The 14,587-nt window shown below is 68.5% G+C and carries 11 protein-coding genes; 2 read left to right on the forward strand and 9 right to left on the reverse strand.

Features of this window, described 5'->3' with window-relative positions; all coding sequences use genetic code 11:
* Positions 1-13: 13 nt before the first annotated feature.
* From ACYVGY_RS06930 to ACYVGY_RS06965, 8 genes are all read right to left on the reverse strand, one after another.
* The gene (locus tag ACYVGY_RS06930) at positions 14-1,240 is read right to left on the reverse strand and encodes a hypothetical protein (RefSeq protein WP_460456736.1); all 1,227 of its coding nucleotides are present in this window, start codon (positions 1,238-1,240) and stop codon (positions 14-16) included.
* Positions 1,241-1,276: 36 nt separating this feature from the next.
* Positions 1,277-2,221 carry a TrmH family RNA methyltransferase gene (locus ACYVGY_RS06935; protein ID WP_460456737.1) on the reverse strand — a complete coding sequence of 315 codons (945 nt, stop codon included), beginning with the start codon at positions 2,219-2,221 and terminating at the stop codon, positions 1,277-1,279.
* An 81-nt stretch (positions 2,222-2,302) separates the two neighbouring features.
* Positions 2,303-5,425, reverse strand: a complete 3,123-nt coding sequence (locus ACYVGY_RS06940) for an efflux RND transporter permease subunit (protein WP_460456738.1) — start codon at positions 5,423-5,425, stop codon at positions 2,303-2,305.
* Between the two features lie 19 nt (positions 5,426-5,444).
* On the reverse strand, positions 5,445-6,512 hold the full coding sequence (locus tag ACYVGY_RS06945; protein ID WP_460456739.1) for an efflux RND transporter periplasmic adaptor subunit: 1,068 nt from the start codon (positions 6,510-6,512) through the stop codon (positions 5,445-5,447).
* A gap of 316 nt (positions 6,513-6,828) precedes the next feature.
* The gene (locus tag ACYVGY_RS06950; RefSeq protein WP_460456740.1) at positions 6,829-7,839 is read right to left on the reverse strand and encodes a class I fructose-bisphosphate aldolase; all 1,011 of its coding nucleotides are present in this window, start codon (positions 7,837-7,839) and stop codon (positions 6,829-6,831) included.
* A gap of 159 nt (positions 7,840-7,998) precedes the next feature.
* Positions 7,999-9,465: a pyruvate kinase gene (pyk, locus tag ACYVGY_RS06955; RefSeq protein WP_460456741.1), complete on the reverse strand. Its 1,467-nt coding sequence runs from the start codon at positions 9,463-9,465 to the stop codon at positions 7,999-8,001.
* A 68-nt stretch (positions 9,466-9,533) separates the two neighbouring features.
* The gene (locus ACYVGY_RS06960; protein WP_460456742.1) at positions 9,534-10,172 is read right to left on the reverse strand and encodes an HAD hydrolase-like protein; all 639 of its coding nucleotides are present in this window, start codon (positions 10,170-10,172) and stop codon (positions 9,534-9,536) included.
* A gap of 1 nt (position 10,173) precedes the next feature.
* Complete coding sequence (locus ACYVGY_RS06965; protein WP_460456743.1) at positions 10,174-11,349, reverse strand: phosphoglycerate kinase; 1,176 nt, start codon at positions 11,347-11,349, stop codon at positions 10,174-10,176.
* Between the two features lie 87 nt (positions 11,350-11,436).
* On the opposite strand from ACYVGY_RS06965, the gene ACYVGY_RS06970 reads away from it, so the two are divergent.
* Positions 11,437-11,997: a GNAT family N-acetyltransferase gene (locus ACYVGY_RS06970; RefSeq protein ID WP_460456744.1), complete on the forward strand. Its 561-nt coding sequence runs from the start codon at positions 11,437-11,439 to the stop codon at positions 11,995-11,997.
* Positions 11,994-12,968, forward strand: a complete 975-nt coding sequence (locus ACYVGY_RS06975) for an L-threonylcarbamoyladenylate synthase (protein WP_460456745.1) — start codon at positions 11,994-11,996, stop codon at positions 12,966-12,968. Before ACYVGY_RS06970 ends, ACYVGY_RS06975 begins: the two co-directional genes overlap by 4 nt.
* Before the next feature lie 597 nt (positions 12,969-13,565).
* Here ACYVGY_RS06975 and gap read toward each other — a convergent pair.
* Positions 13,566-14,579, reverse strand: a complete 1,014-nt coding sequence (gap, locus tag ACYVGY_RS06980; RefSeq protein ID WP_460456746.1) for a type I glyceraldehyde-3-phosphate dehydrogenase — start codon at positions 14,577-14,579, stop codon at positions 13,566-13,568.
* Positions 14,580-14,587 lie beyond the last annotated feature (8 nt).

Raw genomic sequence — 14,587 nt, forward strand, 5'->3', positions numbered from 1 at the left:
GCGGCGGGTACCGCTAGTCCAGCAGCGGGCTCGCCAAGGTTCGCGACGGATGGCCGATGAGTTCCTCGGCCTGTTCCCGAAGATCCTCGCGGGAGACTTCCCGCAGCGTGATCAGGACCTGCACCAGGTCATCGAGGCTGCGTCTGCCGTCGGTGGCCTGGCGGATTTCGCGATCAAGCTCCCGCAGAAGCTGCACGGCGCGGGCGGTGCGTGGCCCATGCGAGCGGTTCGACGACAGGGTCTTGATGTTGCGGCCATGGTTGGCCATCCAGTCGTGAGCCTTGTCGGCCCGGCCTTCGCTCAGCAAGCCAGCGCGACGCAGCAGCTCGATTGAGTAGAACTCGGCCAGACCTTCCGCGATCCAGTCATCGTCCTGCGCACCGCGGATGCGGGTGATGACGTGGGTGAGCTCATGGGTGAGCGTGCTGCTGCCGTTCTCGCTGATCATCGGCCGGTCGGCGTGCAGGAACAGCGAGCGCGGACCGGACAGCCCACCGCGCCACATCGGGTCGCCGGCACTGACGATCAGCAGCTTGGGCGGCAGCTTGCCGAACGCGCGTCCGAATTCGGGCACCAACGAATTGAAGAAGGCCAGCATGTCATTGCGGCGGATCTCGTCGCCCTTGGGGCCGGCCACGCTGATCTGGACGCCATCGATGAGCTCGCGGCGCGTGCCCACCACGCCAGCGACTATCCAGCCTGTGGGACGGTCGAAATTTCGTTCGGCGTTGACGATGACGAAGGACTTCTTGTCGCGCGAGCGTAGGAAGGGCGTGTCCACCGTGTTCCAGCCCTTGGGCAGGATGAAACGCAGGCGTGCCCGCGAATCGGCGCCCCGGGTCGCACGGACCAAGGCGCGCGGCACCAGGTCGTCGCCGCGCACGATCACCCAGTCAGGGGTGATGCGGGCATCGAAGCCGCCGCCGCGCCGCTCGTTGTCTATGCGATAGCGAAAACGCAGCGACGACGCCTGGTCGGGGCGAGGCAACCAGGTGACGGTGTCATCCTGGCGGCTGATGTCGCCGTCGCCGCGCACCTGCGAGTAACGCGCCTCCGGCATATGCAGGCGCAGCCGGCTGGCCGAGCCCTGGCCCGGCGTAATGCGGATGGTCACCGCCGCCTCGCCCGCTTCGGGCAGGAACTGCACGGTGTAGTCCACGTCGTAGTCCAGCGGCCCGGCCAGCGCCGGCGCAAGCGGCAGCAACAGCAGGACCAGCAGCAGCATCAGTCGCGTTTTCATGGCGGAATTATGCCAAGGCATTGATGAACCAAGGATTCATCCGACCCGATGCTGGCGCCACCACTCGCCCAGGAACACCGCGGTGGCGGCGGCGACGTTGAGGCTCTCAACCGCGCCGCTGCCGGGAATACCCAGGCGCAGCGCGGCGGCCTCGGCCAGGACCGGGTCGAGACCGGATTGCTCGGCGCCCATCACCAGCAGCAGCCGCCCCGGCAGCGCGCTGCCGTACAGCGACTGGCCGCCGCGCACCACCGTCGCCACGGCCTGGAAGCCGGCGGATGCCAGCTGGGCGAGGCTGTTGTCGCTTCGGCCCAGACGCACCAGCGGCACCTGTTCGGCGCCGCCTTCGGCCACCCGGGCCGCGGCGCCGGACAGCGCCAGCGTCGCGTCCTTGGACAGCAGCAGGCCAGCGGCACCGAAATGCGCGGCCGAACGCAGGATGGCGCCCAGATTGTGCGGATTGCCGACCCCGTCGAGCCAGATCGCCAGCTGCGGGCCGGGCGGCAGGGTGCGCAGCCAGTCCGACAGGTTCTGCTCGGGCGCGGGCACCGAACCAAACACCACGCCTTCGTGGTGTTCGCTGCCGGAAAGTTTCCGCAGGTCTTCGTCCTCGACCACGGTGTAGCCCAGGCGCTGCTGCACGCAGTGGGCAAGCACGGCTTTGAGCGCCGGGATGCGCGACTCGAGCAGCCAAACCTTGCGCAGGTCGCCGGGGCGACGGGCAAACAGCGCCAGGCAGGCGTTGAGGCCATGGATGCGCTGCTCGCGCGGCGGGCGCGGACCGGAGACGGCGCCACGCAACAGCTCGGCATCGGCTTCATCACGGGCCAGATCGCGCGGCGACGGCCGCCGCGGCGGCGCGGCCGAGGCCTCGGGACCGCGCGAGAGGCGGTCGCGTTCGCGCTCGCGCTTGTCGCGCGGCTTGCCCGAGGGCGGGCCGCGATAGGGAGAATCGCCTTGCGGTGGCTTGCGGTCGGTCATGTCATCGGCCCTGCCGCGCGTGGGCGCGGCCTTGGCGCGCAGTTTAACGGACGGCCCGCCGAAGGGGCCGCCCGGTGTCGGTCAGGCGTGGCCGCCGACGGCCGGCGTGTCCGCCTCGAGCTGCTCGAGCTTGCGCGCCACGGCGTCCGGCGAGCGCGTATAGGGCGCCAGCAGCGCGTAGAAGGCCGGCACGATGAACAGCGACAGCGCCGTCGAGAACGCCACGCCCGAAATGATGACGATGCCAATAGTGGCGCGGCTGGCCGAGCCCGGACCCCCGGCAACGACCAGCGGCACCGCGCCCATGATGGTGGCGATCGAGGTCATCAGGATCGGGCGCATGCGCACCGCCGCCGACTCGACGATGGCCTCGCGGACGGCCATGCCCTCGTCGCGCAGCTGGTTGGCGAACTCGACAATCAGGATGCCGTTCTTGGCCGCCAGTCCCACCAGCATGACAATGCCGATCTGGCTGAAGAGATTGAGCGAACTGCCGAACAGCCAGAGGCCGATCAAGGCGCCCAGCACCGCCAGCGGCACGGTGAGCATGATCACCAGCGGATGCAAGAAGCTTTCGAACTGCGCGGCCAGCACCAGGTACACGACCAGCAGCGCCATCGCCAGCGTGAACAGTGCCGCGCTGCCGGCGCGCTGGTACTCGCGCGACTCGCCCTTGTAGTCGATCTGGGCACGGTCCGGCAGCTCTTCGTCAATCACCTGCTGCATCCAGTCCAGCGCCTCGCCCAGCGGGTAGTCCGGCGCCAAGCCGGCCGACACCGTGATCGCGCGCAGGCGGTTGAAGCGGTTGAACTGCCCGGGCTCGGCCAGCTCGGTCAGCGTGACCAGGCTGGCCAGCGGAATCAGCTCGCCGCTGGTGGCCGAGCGCACGTAAAGGTTGTTCAAGTCCGAGGGCGAGGCGCGGTCTTCCTGCTGCGCCTGCAGGATCACGTCGTATTCCTCGCCGTCCTCGACGTAGGTGGTGACCCGACGCGAACCCATCATGGTTTCAAGCGTGCGGCCGACTTCCTGCACCGACACGCCAAGATCGGCGGCACGGGAGCGATTTATCTCCACGCGCAGCTGCGGGCGGGTTTCCTTGTAGTCGGAGTCGGCGCTGAACAGGCGCGGATTCTCTTCCATGCGCGTCAGCACGCGGTCGCGCCAGTCGGCGAGTTCCTGGTAGTCCGGGCCGCCGAGCACAATCTGCAGCGGCTGGCCGCCGCTGCGCACCAGACCGGTGCGCACCTGCGGGTTGGCGCGGACGCCGGGCAGCGAGGCCATCTCGGCGCGGATCTTCTCGACCAGTTCGGACGTGCCGGTATCGCGCTCGTTCCAGGGCTTGAGCAGGGCGATCACCTGGCCCGTGTGCATTTCGCCGCCGGCACCGAAGCCGCCGGGCACGCGGGTGTTGGCCCGATCGATAGGCTGGCCTTCGCCAACGTACTTGAACAAGCGCCGCTCGACTTCCTGCATCTGCGCGACGGTGTAGTCATAGCCGGCGCCTTCCGGGCCCACCACGCTGATGAAGAAGGCGCCGCGATCTTCCGGCGGCGTCAGCTCGGCCGGGATCTGCTGGACCATGAAGTAGGACATGCCCAGCGAGCCCAGCAGTACCGCACCGAACAGCAGCGGCCGGCCCACGGTGCGTTCGATCGCGCGGCGATAGCCGCGACCCAGCGACTCAAGATGACCCTGTACCCAGGCGTTGAGGCCGCGGGGCTTCTCGTGTGCGCGGATCAGCTTCGAGCACATCATCGGCGTCAGGGTGAGGGCCACGAAGGCCGAGATCAGCACCGCGGCCGCCATCGCCACCGAGAGTTCGCGGAACAGACGGCCGGCATTGCCTTCCATGAAGCCCACCGGCAGGAACACCGCCGCCAGCACCGCCGTGGTCGCGATCACCGCGAACGCGACCTGCTGGGTACCGCGGCGCGCCGCCACCAGGGGCGGTTCGCCCAGGTCGGCGCGGCGCTGCACGTTCTCGAGCACCACGATGGCGTCGTCCACCACCAGCCCGATACACAGCACCAGGGCCAGCAGGGTCAGCAGATTGATGGTGAAACCGAAGGCCCAGAGCGCGATGAACACGGTCATCAGGCAAACCGGCACCGTCACCGCCGGAATCAGCGCGGCGCGGAAGCTGCCCAGGAACAGATAGATCACCACCAGCACCAGCAGCACCGCCTCGATCAAGGTCCAGTAGACCCGGTTCACCGCAGCATCAATGAAGATGGTGCTGTCGAAGGCAACGAAGATATCGGTGCCCTGCGGCAGCGTGTCCTGGATCGCCGGCAGCGCGTCCTTCACCGCGCGCGCGACGTCGAGGCTGTTGGCGGTGGAGGTCTTGACCACGCCCAGGCCGATATTGGGCTGGCCGTTGCCGCGGAAGTAGGCGCGGCGCTCGGACGAGGCGCGTTCGACCTTGGCCACGTCGCCCAGCCGCACCAGATAGCCGTCGCTGCCCTTGGCCAGGGTCAGCTCGGCGAAGTCGGAGGCTTCCTCGTAGCCGCGCATCACGCGCAGGGTGAAGTCGCGATCCTGCGATTCGATGCTGCCGGCCGGCAGCTCGACGTTCTCGCGCCGCAAGGCGTTCTCGACGTCGTTGACGGTCAGCCCGCGGGCGGCCAGCGCCTCGCGGTCCAGCCAGACCCGCATCGAATAGCGCTGCTGGCCGCCGACGCGGACCTGGGCGACGCCGTCGATGCTCGACAGGCGGTCTACGACGTAGCGCTCGGCGTAATCGCTCAGCCCCAGCGTGTCCATGCCGGTCGAGTTCATGTTCAGCCAGAGGATGACCTCGGCGTCGGACTCGACCTTCTCGATTTCCGGGGCGTCGGCCTCGTCGGGCAGCCGGTCGCCGATGCGGCTGATGGCGTCGCGCACGTCGTTGGCCGCGGCCTCGATGTCACGGGAGAGCGAAAACTCGAGCGTGACCTGGCCCTGGCCATTCCGGCTCCGGGACTCGACGGTCTCGATGCCCTCGATGCCGGCGACCGCGTCTTCGAGAATCTGGGTGATGCGGGTTTCGACCACGGCCGCAGACGCGCCCGGGTAGGCGACCTCGACCGACACGATCGGCGGATCGATGTTGGGCAATTCGCGCAGGGTCAGGCGAGTAAAGGCGATCACGCCCAGCACCACCAGCAGCAGGCTCATGACGGTCGCGAAGACCGGGCGCTTGATCGAGACGTCGGACAGGAACATGGCTTACTCCGGGGCGCCCTCAGGCGGCCTTGTCGTCGGTCGCATCCGCCGCGGGTGCGACTGCCTCGGTGATGCGGGCGCCGTCGCGTAGTTTGACGATGCCGTCCACCACGATCCGATCCCCGGCCGACAAGCCCTCAAGCACTTCGACTTCACCGCGACGGCGCTGGCCGAGGGTCACGAACACCTGCTCGACGCTGTCGTCGTCCTTGATGCGGAAGACGTGCGCCCGCTGGGCGACCTGGATCACCGAGATCTCGGGGATGACCAGGGCCTGGCGCTCGGGGCGGAACAGGCGCACCGACAACAGCATGCCCGGCCGCAACTCACGCTCGGGATTGGGAATCTCGGCGCGCACGGTGACGGCACGGGTGACCGGATCTACGCGCGAATCAACGGTGGTGACCACGCCCGTGAACTCGCGATCGGGCCAGGCCGCGCTGGCGGCAGTGATGGCCTGGCCGGACGCGACCGCCGAAAGAAAGGCCTCGGGCACGGCGAAGTCGAGCTTGATCACCGAGACGTCGTCCAGGCTGGCGATGGTGGTGCCGGGCGACACCAGGGTGCCGGGGCTGACCTGGCGGAAGCCGAGCACGCCGGCAAAGGGCGCGGTGATCACGCGATCGGACAGGCGGGCGCGGGTGCCGTCCAGGCGGGCGCGCGCGGATTCCATGGCGGCGCGCTGGGTGTCGAGCTGGCCAGCGGGGATGAGCTTCTGCGCCGCCAGCTGCTGCTGGCGCTGGTACTGCTGCTGCGCCTCGCGGTAGGACGCGCTGGCTTCGGCCAGGCCCGCCAGTTCGACCCGACCCGAAAGGTCCACCAGTACGTCGCCGGCCTCGACCAGGTCGCCGTCCTCGAAGTTCACCTTGACCACGGTCTCGGTGACCTTGGCGGTGACCATCAGCGATTCGTTGGCGCGCGCGGTGCCCAGCGCCTCCAGCGTGTCGGACCAGGGCAGGCTGGCGACCATGGTGGAGGTGACGGTGGCGGCCGGCTGACCGGACGGCGCGGCCTGTTCGGACTCGCAGCCGGCCAGTGCCAGGGCGGCGACGAGCAGGGCGAGCGGCGTGCGCAGGAGTGACTTCATCGGGAAACGCTTCCTTGGACGGGCGGGCACCGCGCATCTCGCGGAACGCCGGTATCGCGGTGAATTCTGGACTCTGGAACCGCGCAAAGCTTCAACGTGCGGCCCGGAAGGCGCAATGGGCCTCAAGTGTCGTGGCCGGGGCGTCACGGGGGCGCGAACGGGTCTACGCCCCAACAAACGCAGCGGGCCGTCGTTCGTTGACAGCCTTTAGAAACAAAGTGGGAGGAAGGCCCGCCCCGTAGCTCTGGATTAGAGAGCGTCGGAACTGATCTTCCTCCCACCGGTCGCTGGGCGGGCCGAGGCCCGCCAGCGGGGCTCAGGCGCCCTTCTTCCACTGCCCCAGCGCCGCCAGGCCGTTGGCCTTGGCGCGGGCGAAAACGGTCTGCTGGGCGGCGGCAACATTGCCCACCAGGTCCTTGGACCAAAGCTGGAGCGCAGCCGACTGCATGGCGCGGCCGTAGCTGAAGCTCAGCGGCCAGGGCTTGGCGCCCAGGCGGTTCATGGCGTCGAGGTGGGCCGTGGCGTCGTCATCGCTCTGGCCGCCAGACAGGAACACGATACCCGGCAGGGTCGCCGGCACGGAGGCCTTGAGGCAGCGCAGGGTCATCTCGGCGACTTCTTCGACGCTGGCCTGCTCGGGGCAGTCCTTGCCGGAGACAACCATCGAAGCCTTCAGGATGGTGCCCTCGAGCATGATGTTGTGCTCGTACAGCGCGCCGAACAGCGAGCGCAGGGTCACTTCGGTGATCTCGTAGCAGGTGTCGATGTCGTGCTCACCGTCCATCAGCACTTCCGGCTCGACCATGGGCACGATGCCGGCTTCCTGGCACAGGGCGGCGTAGCGGGCCAGGGCGTGGCAGTTGGCTTCGATGCAGGTGCCGGACGGCGAGTCTTCGCCGATGGTGATCACGGCGCGCCACTTGGCGAACTTCGCGCCCAGCTTGGCGTATTCCTTCAGGCGGTCGCGCAGGCCGTCGAGGCCTTCGGTGACCAGCTCGCCCGGGAAGCCGGCCAGGGCCTTGGCGCCCATGTCGACCTTGATGCCCGGCAGGATGCCGTTGTCCATCATGACCTTGGTGAAGGGCACGCCGGCCTTGGTCTTCTGGCGCAGGGTCTCGTCGTACAGGATGGCGCCGGAGATGTACTCACCCAGCTTCGGGGTGGTCAGCAGCATCTCGCGGTAGGCGCGGCGGTTGTCTTCGGTGCACTCGATGCCAACGCCTTCGAAACGCTTCTTGATGGTGGCGGTGGACTCATCAATGGCGATGATGCCCTTGCCCGGGGCCACCATGGCCTGGGCGATGTCGGCTAGCTGGTCGATGCTCATGGAAGGGTTCCCGGGGTTGGCTGAAGAGGGCCGGCATTATAGCCCAGCCACCCCAGCCCAGCCCCAGAGACCTTTTCCCGCCCTTTGTGTAGGAGGGCCTTCAGGCCCGAAGCTCTTGGCCAGGAACTTCGGGCCTGAAGGCCCTCCTACAGGGCGGGGTCAGAGCTCGCCGAGGCCTTCGGCGGTGCCGTTGGCGCCGACCTTGAGCAGGCGCATGGTGTTGGTGGCGCCGTGCAATTCCATGTGGTCGCCGCTGGTGATGATGACGCGGTCGTCCTCGGCCAGCAGGCCGGCGTCGAACAGTTGCCGGATGGCGCCCCGCGCGGCTTCGCGCGTGGCCAGGCCGCTGCTGTCGAAATTCACCGGGAACACATCGCGGATCATCGCCATCCGGCGCCGGGCGCCGTCGTGTCGGGACAGGCCATAGATCGGCACCGACGAACGGAAGCGCGACAGGTAGCGGGCGGTGCCGCCGGACTCGGTCAGCGCGATGATGGCCCGGACCTGGATGTGCTCGGCCAGGAACATGCTGGCCATGGCGATGGCCTGGTCGGCGGCCTGCAGATTGCGCGGCGCCTTCTCGAAGTCAGTGTCGTGGTCGAACTGGCGCTCGGCGCCCAGGCAGATGCGCACCATCGCCTCGACCGCTTTCACCGGGTAGCTGCCGGACGCGGTTTCGGCCGACAGCATCACCGCATCGGTGCCGTCGATCACGGAGTTGGCGACGTCCAGCACCTCGGCCCGGGTCGGGATCGGGTTGTCCACCATCGACTGCAGCATCTGGGTGGCGGTGATCACCACCCGGTTGTGCTCGAGCGCGGTGCGGATGATCTTCTTCTGCAGGCCGGGCAGCTCGGCGTCGCCGATCTCCACGCCCAGGTCGCCGCGGGCCACCATCACCACGTCGGAGGCGATGGTGATCTCGACCAGGTTCTCGATGGCTTCGGCACGTTCGATCTTGGCGACCAGGAAGGCGTCGCTGCCGGCGGCGCGGGCCAGTGCGCGCGCTTCGTCCATGTCGGCCGCCGAACGGCAGAAGGAGACGGCGAGGAAATCGACGCCCAGCTTGGCCGCGATCTCGATGTGCTGCTTGTCCTGTTCGGTCAGCGCGCCCAGCGACAGACCCCCGCCCAGACGATTGAGCCCCTTGCGATTCGACAGCACGCCGTCGGTAAGCACGCGGGTGTGGATGTTCGCGCCCTCGACGGACGTGACCTCGACCGCCATCAGTCCGTCGTCGAGCAGCAGGGTGTCGCCGGCGTGCACGTCATTGACCAGACCCAGGTAGCTGACGCCGACCTGGCGGGAATCGCCCAGCGGCGCGTCGGCCCGACACACCAGGGTGAAGTCCTGGCCGGCCTTGAGCAGGACCTTGTCTTCCTCGAACTTCTCGATGCGGATCTTGGGACCCTGCAGGTCGGCGAGGATGCCGACCTCGCGACCCTGGCGGGCGGCCGTCTCCCGCACCGCGGCCACGCGCGCGGCATGATGCTCGGGCGTGCCGTGGGAGAAGTTCAGGCGGACGACGTTGACGCCGGCGCGGACCAGCTCGTCGAGCACGCCCGGCGCGTCGGTGGCGGGGCCGAGGGTGGCAAGGATCTTGGTGCGGCGCAGGACTTGGCTCATGGGTTTCGCAGGCGTTCGGTCGGTATTCGATGCCACGCTAGCACAACGCCGTGACTGCGCTGCGGGCCCTAGCCGGCGTAAAAGCCTGTCAGCTCCGCCGGCGTCGCCGCCAGTCGCGTAGCGCCGGCCGCACGCAGCTCCTGTTCGCCGCCGAAGCCCCAGAGCACGCCCACCGAATCCATGCCGTGGTACCGGGCGCCCTCGATATCCATATGACGGTCGCCGATCATCCAGGCCCCCTCGCTGGACAGGCCCAGCCGCTGCAGCGCCTCGGCGATCAGTTCGGGCTTGTGGCTGAGCCGGCCACAGGCGGTGGCGCCGATGATGTCCTCGAACACGTGCCCGAACGGCAGGTGGGCAATGATCTTGCGCGCATGCGGCTCGTTCTTGGCGGTGACCACGGCCAAGCGGTGGCCCGCGGCCGAAAGCGCCAGCACCGCCTCGCCGATGCCCTCGTAAACTTCGTGCTCGGCCCAGCCGTGGGTCTCGAATCGATCGCGATAATGCTGCACCGCCGCCTCGGTGCGCGCGGCATCGCCCAGGATCGGGCCGAAGCTGTCGCGCAGGGGCGGGCCGATCCAGCGCCGTAGCGCCGTCTGCTCCGGCACCGGTTCGCCCAGCTTCTCGAGTGCATGCGCGACGCAGCGGGTGATGCCGACGGCGGAGTCGATCAGGGTGCCGTCGAGGTCGAAAAACAGCGTCGCCATATCAGGCAGCCCGCGCCTTGAGCGCCGTGACCGCCGGCAATTCCTTGCCCTCGCAGAACTCGAGGAAGGCGCCGCCGCCGGTGGAGATGTAGCTGATGCCCGAGGCGATGCCGTACTTGTCCACCGCCGCCAGCGTGTCGCCGCCGCCGGCGATCGAGAAAGCCCCGGACGCGGCGATGGCGCGCGCCAGGGTTTCGGTACCCTTGCCGAACGCGTCGAATTCAAACACGCCCACCGGGCCGTTCCAGATCACCGTGCCGGCCTTGGCGATCATTTGCGCGTAGCGCGCGGCCGTCTCGGGGCCGATGTCGAGGATCATGTCGTCCGGGCCGACGTCGGCAACCGCCTTGACCGTCGCCGGGGCGTCGGCCGCGAACGCGGGCGCGACGACCACGTCGGTCGGCACCGGGATGTCGGCGCCGCGCGCCTTCGCATCGGCCATGATCTGGCGCGCGGTGTCGAGCAGGTCGGCCTCGCAAAGCGACTTGCCCACCGGATGGCCCATCGCGGCGATGAAGGTATTGGCGATGCCACCGCCGACGATCAGCTGGTCCACCTTCGACACCAGGGCCGACAGCAGTTCGAGCTTGGTGCTGACCTTGGAGCCGGCCACGATCGCGATCAGCGGCCGGGCGGGTGCCAGCAGCGCCTTCGCCAAGGCGTCGAGCTCGGCCACCAGCAGCGGCCCGCCACAGGCTACCTTCGCGAAGCGAATGACGCCGTGGGTCGAGGCCTGGGCGCGGTGCGCGGTGCCGAACGCGTCCATGACGAAGACGTCGCAGAGCGCGGCGTACTTCTTCGACAGCGTCTCGTCGTCGGCCTTCTCGCCGACGTTCATGCGGCAATTCTCGAGCAGCACCAGCTGGCCCGGTTCGACCGCGACGCCGTCCACCCAGTCCTTGATCAGCGGCACGTCACGACCGAGCAGCTCACCCAGGCGTGCGGCGACCGGCGCCAGCGAATCCTCCTGGCTCCACACGCCTTCCTTGGGCCGGCCCAAGTGCGACGTAACCATGACCGCCGCGCCTTTCTCCAGCGCCAGGCGGATCGTCGGCAGGGCGGCGGTGATGCGCTGCTCGGACGTGATCTGGCCATCCTTGACCGGCACATTGAGGTCTTCGCGAATCAGCACGCGCTTGCCGGCCAGGTCGAGGTCGGCCATGCGGAGAAGGGTCATGGGTGGCTCCGGAACGGGAATGTCCGCCATTTTCCCCCGCCCGGCCCGCCCGCGGCAAACCCGCCGGCGACCGTGGGACAATGCGGCATGCCCGACCTGTCCCCGCCCCTGCCCACCCTGGAGAGCGAACGCCTGCGGCTGCGTCCGCTGCGCGAGGGCGACGTGGACGATCTGTTCGCGCTCTACGGTGCGCCCGAGGTCACGCGGTTCTGGAGCTTCGCCGCCTGGACCCAACGCGCCCAGGCCGAGGCGTGGCTGGCCGAACGCATCCCCTGGCGGCCGCCGTCGGTTTTCGCATGGGCCGTAGCGGACCGCAGCGACGACCGCCTGATCGGCACCACCACCCTGTTCGCACTGTCCGGGCCGATGCACCGAGCCGAGCTGGGCTATTCGCTCCTACCCGAGCGCCAGGGCCAAGGCCTGGCCACCGAAGCCGTGCGGCTGGCGCTGGCCCACGCCTTCGACGTGCTGCGGCTGGAGCGCATCGAAGCCGACGTGGATCCGCGCAACACGCCGTCATGCCGCCTGCTCGACAAACTCGGTTTCCGCCGCGAAGGCGTATTGCGCAATCGCTGGCGCGTCGGCGGCGAGTTCGCCGACTCGATCATCTTCGGTCTGCTTCGGCACGAATACGCGGGGACCGCATGAGCACGCTTGAACAGGCGCTGGCCGCACTGCGCGCGGGCGAAGCGATTGGCCTGCCCACCGAAACCGTCTACGGACTCGCCGCCGACGCCTCGCGTCCGGACGCGGTGCGGCGCATCTTCGCGCTCAAGGGCCGGCCGGCCGACCATCCGCTGATCGTGCACGTAGCGGGCGCAGACCAGCTCGACGCCTGGGCGCGCGAAGTCCCGGCAGCCGCCCGACTATTGGCAGAGCGCTTCTGGCCGGGACCGCTGACCCTGATCCTGCGCAAGCAGCCACAGGTTCCCGATGAAGTAACCGGCGGCCAGCCCACGGTCGGCCTGCGCTGCCCCGCGCACCCGGTGGCGTTGGCGCTGCTGCGCCGCTTCGGCGGCGGGCTGGCGGCGCCGTCGGCGAATCGCTTCGGCCGGATCAGCCCAACCACGGCCGCCCACGTTCGCGAGGAGTTCGGCGACGCCGTGCCGGTGGTGCTCGACGGCGGCGAGTGCGCGATCGGCATCGAAAGCACGATCCTGGACCTGTCCGGCGGCACGCCGCGCATCTTGCGTCCCGGCCAGGTGGCGCGCGCCGAGCTTGAGGCCTTGATCGGCCCGGTCGAGGCCGGCGCCGACGAAAGCAGTCCGCGCGCATCAGGAACGCTGGAAGCGCACTACGCGCCGCGCACGCCGCTGCTCATGCTCGAACGTGCTGCGCTGGCCCCCGAAGCCAGCGAGCAGCAGGCGCTGGGCAAGCGCGTGGCGGTGCTGGCGCGAGGCACGCTGCCGGACGGGGTGGAAGGCCTGGCCTTGCCCGCCGATGCGGCAGGCTTCGCGCACTATCTCTATACCGGCCTGCGCGAACTCGACGCCCGCGGCGTCAATCTGCTGCTGGTCGAACGCCCGCCCGAAGCCGCCGACTGGCTGGCGGTCCACGACCGCCTCCGCCGCTCCGCCGCCGGCGCCGGCGCCGCCGACACCAAAGCGGTCTCTCCTTAGTGACAGGGCATCTTGGCGCACCGTCAGGCTTCGTCGCAGCGCCGGCTTCGCACGATGTAGCTGTGTCGCAGCGCAGCCCAAAGGCTTGTGGCCCTCCGGCACGTTGGGGCCTCGAACGTCGGACTGGCCCGCACACTCGCGCTTGCGCCGGCCTGACCTAAAAGTGTCCGAAGGGACGCGCCGCGCTAGGCCGCACACGGCACCAGCGCAGGCAACGAGTCAACCAAGCCGGATCCGCAGAAAAATGCCGCGGGAGAGAACGCGCCGCCACAGGCGCAAGCAAAGCGCGACCAAGGCACCGTCTCGCCGATCAGCAAACCACGGCTCCACGATCCGGCGGCGCCGTGGAAGCGAGGGTCACTTCCCGCGAAATAAAAGGCTTCACTGAGTGGGAAGTGACCCTCGCTTCCGCGGTGACGACGGCGCCAGATGCCACGCTAGAGACAGTGTTGCAACGCGCACCGCTGACAACCGACCACCGCTAAGCCCCTCGATGGGTAGAAGACCCGCATTGAAGAGAAGCACGAAAAGAAAAGGCCAGAGCGATTGCCCGCACGAAGCAGACAACCACTCTGGCCGATTGCTCGTTTTATGGACTTACTTGGCAGCCATCAGCGCCAGGGTCGTATCGAGCATGCGGTTCGAGAAGCCCCACTCGTTGTCGTACCACGAGCACACCTTCACCAGCGTGCCGCCCATGACCTGGGTCAGCGTGCTGTCGTAAATCGAGCTGCGCGGGTCGTGGTTGAAGTCGATCGAGACCAGCGGCTTGGTGTTGAAGCCCAGGATGCCCTTGAGCGCGCCCTCGCTGGCTTCCTTGACGATCGCGTCGATCTCGTCCTTGGTCGTGCTGCGGGCAGCCACGAAGGACAGGTCCACCACCGAGACGTTGATGGTCGGCACGCGCATCGAGAAACCGGTGAGCTTGCCGTTGAGCTCGGGCAGCACCAGGCCCACCGCCGCGGCGGCGCCGGTCTTGGTCGGGATCTGCGACTGGGTGGCGCTACGGGCGCGGCGCAGGTCCTTGTGGAACACGTCGGTGAGGACCTGGTCGTTGGTGTAGGCGTGGATGGTGGTCATCAGGCCGTGGACCATGCCGATCTTCTCGTGCAGCACCATCGCCAGCGGCGCGAGGCAGTTGGTGGTGCAGGACGCGTTCGAAATGACCGTATCCGAAGCCTTCAGGATGCCGTGGTTGACGCCGTAGACGACGGTATTGTCCACGTCCTTGTCGCCGGGGGCCGAGATGATGACCTTCTTGGCGCCAGCGGTGAGGTGCGCGGAGGCCTTGGCCTTCGAAGTGAACAAGCCGGTGCACTCGAGCACCACGTCCACGCCCAAGGCCGCCCAGGGCAGCTTGGACGGATCGCGCTCGGCGCACACCTTGATGCGGTCACCGTTGACGATGATGTCGCCGCCATCCACTTCCACCGTGCCCGGGAACTTGCCGTGGGCGGTGTCGTACTGGGTCAGGTGGGCGTTGGTCTCGGCATCGCCCAGGTCGTTGATGGCCACGATGGTGATCTCGTGGTTGCGCTTGGCTTCGTACAGCGCACGCAGGATGTTGCGGCCGATGCGGCCGTAGCCATTGATGGCGACCTTGATGGACATGGAGGCTC

The sequence above is a fragment of the Arenimonas alkanexedens genome (assembly GCF_054781355.1).

Coding starts and splice junctions, on each gene's coding strand:
- ACYVGY_RS06930 (WP_460456736.1), bottom strand. CDS start 1,240: ATGAAAACGCGACTGATGCTGCTGCTGGTCCTGCTGTTGCTGCCGCTT.
- ACYVGY_RS06935 (WP_460456737.1), bottom strand. CDS start 2,221: ATGACCGACCGCAAGCCACCGCAAGGCGATTCTCCCTATCGCGGCCCG.
- ACYVGY_RS06940 (WP_460456738.1), bottom strand. CDS start 5,425: ATGTTCCTGTCCGACGTCTCGATCAAGCGCCCGGTCTTCGCGACCGTC.
- ACYVGY_RS06945 (WP_460456739.1), bottom strand. CDS start 6,512: ATGAAGTCACTCCTGCGCACGCCGCTCGCCCTGCTCGTCGCCGCCCTG.
- ACYVGY_RS06950 (WP_460456740.1), bottom strand. CDS start 7,839: ATGAGCATCGACCAGCTAGCCGACATCGCCCAGGCCATGGTGGCCCCG.
- pyk (WP_460456741.1), bottom strand. CDS start 9,465: ATGAGCCAAGTCCTGCGCCGCACCAAGATCCTTGCCACCCTCGGCCCC.
- ACYVGY_RS06960 (WP_460456742.1), bottom strand. CDS start 10,172: ATGGCGACGCTGTTTTTCGACCTCGACGGCACCCTGATCGACTCCGCC.
- ACYVGY_RS06965 (WP_460456743.1), bottom strand. CDS start 11,349: ATGACCCTTCTCCGCATGGCCGACCTCGACCTGGCCGGCAAGCGCGTG.
- ACYVGY_RS06970 (WP_460456744.1), top strand. CDS start 11,437: ATGCCCGACCTGTCCCCGCCCCTGCCCACCCTGGAGAGCGAACGCCTG.
- ACYVGY_RS06975 (WP_460456745.1), top strand. CDS start 11,994: ATGAGCACGCTTGAACAGGCGCTGGCCGCACTGCGCGCGGGCGAAGCG.
- gap (WP_460456746.1), bottom strand. CDS start 14,579: ATGTCCATCAAGGTCGCCATCAATGGCTACGGCCGCATCGGCCGCAAC.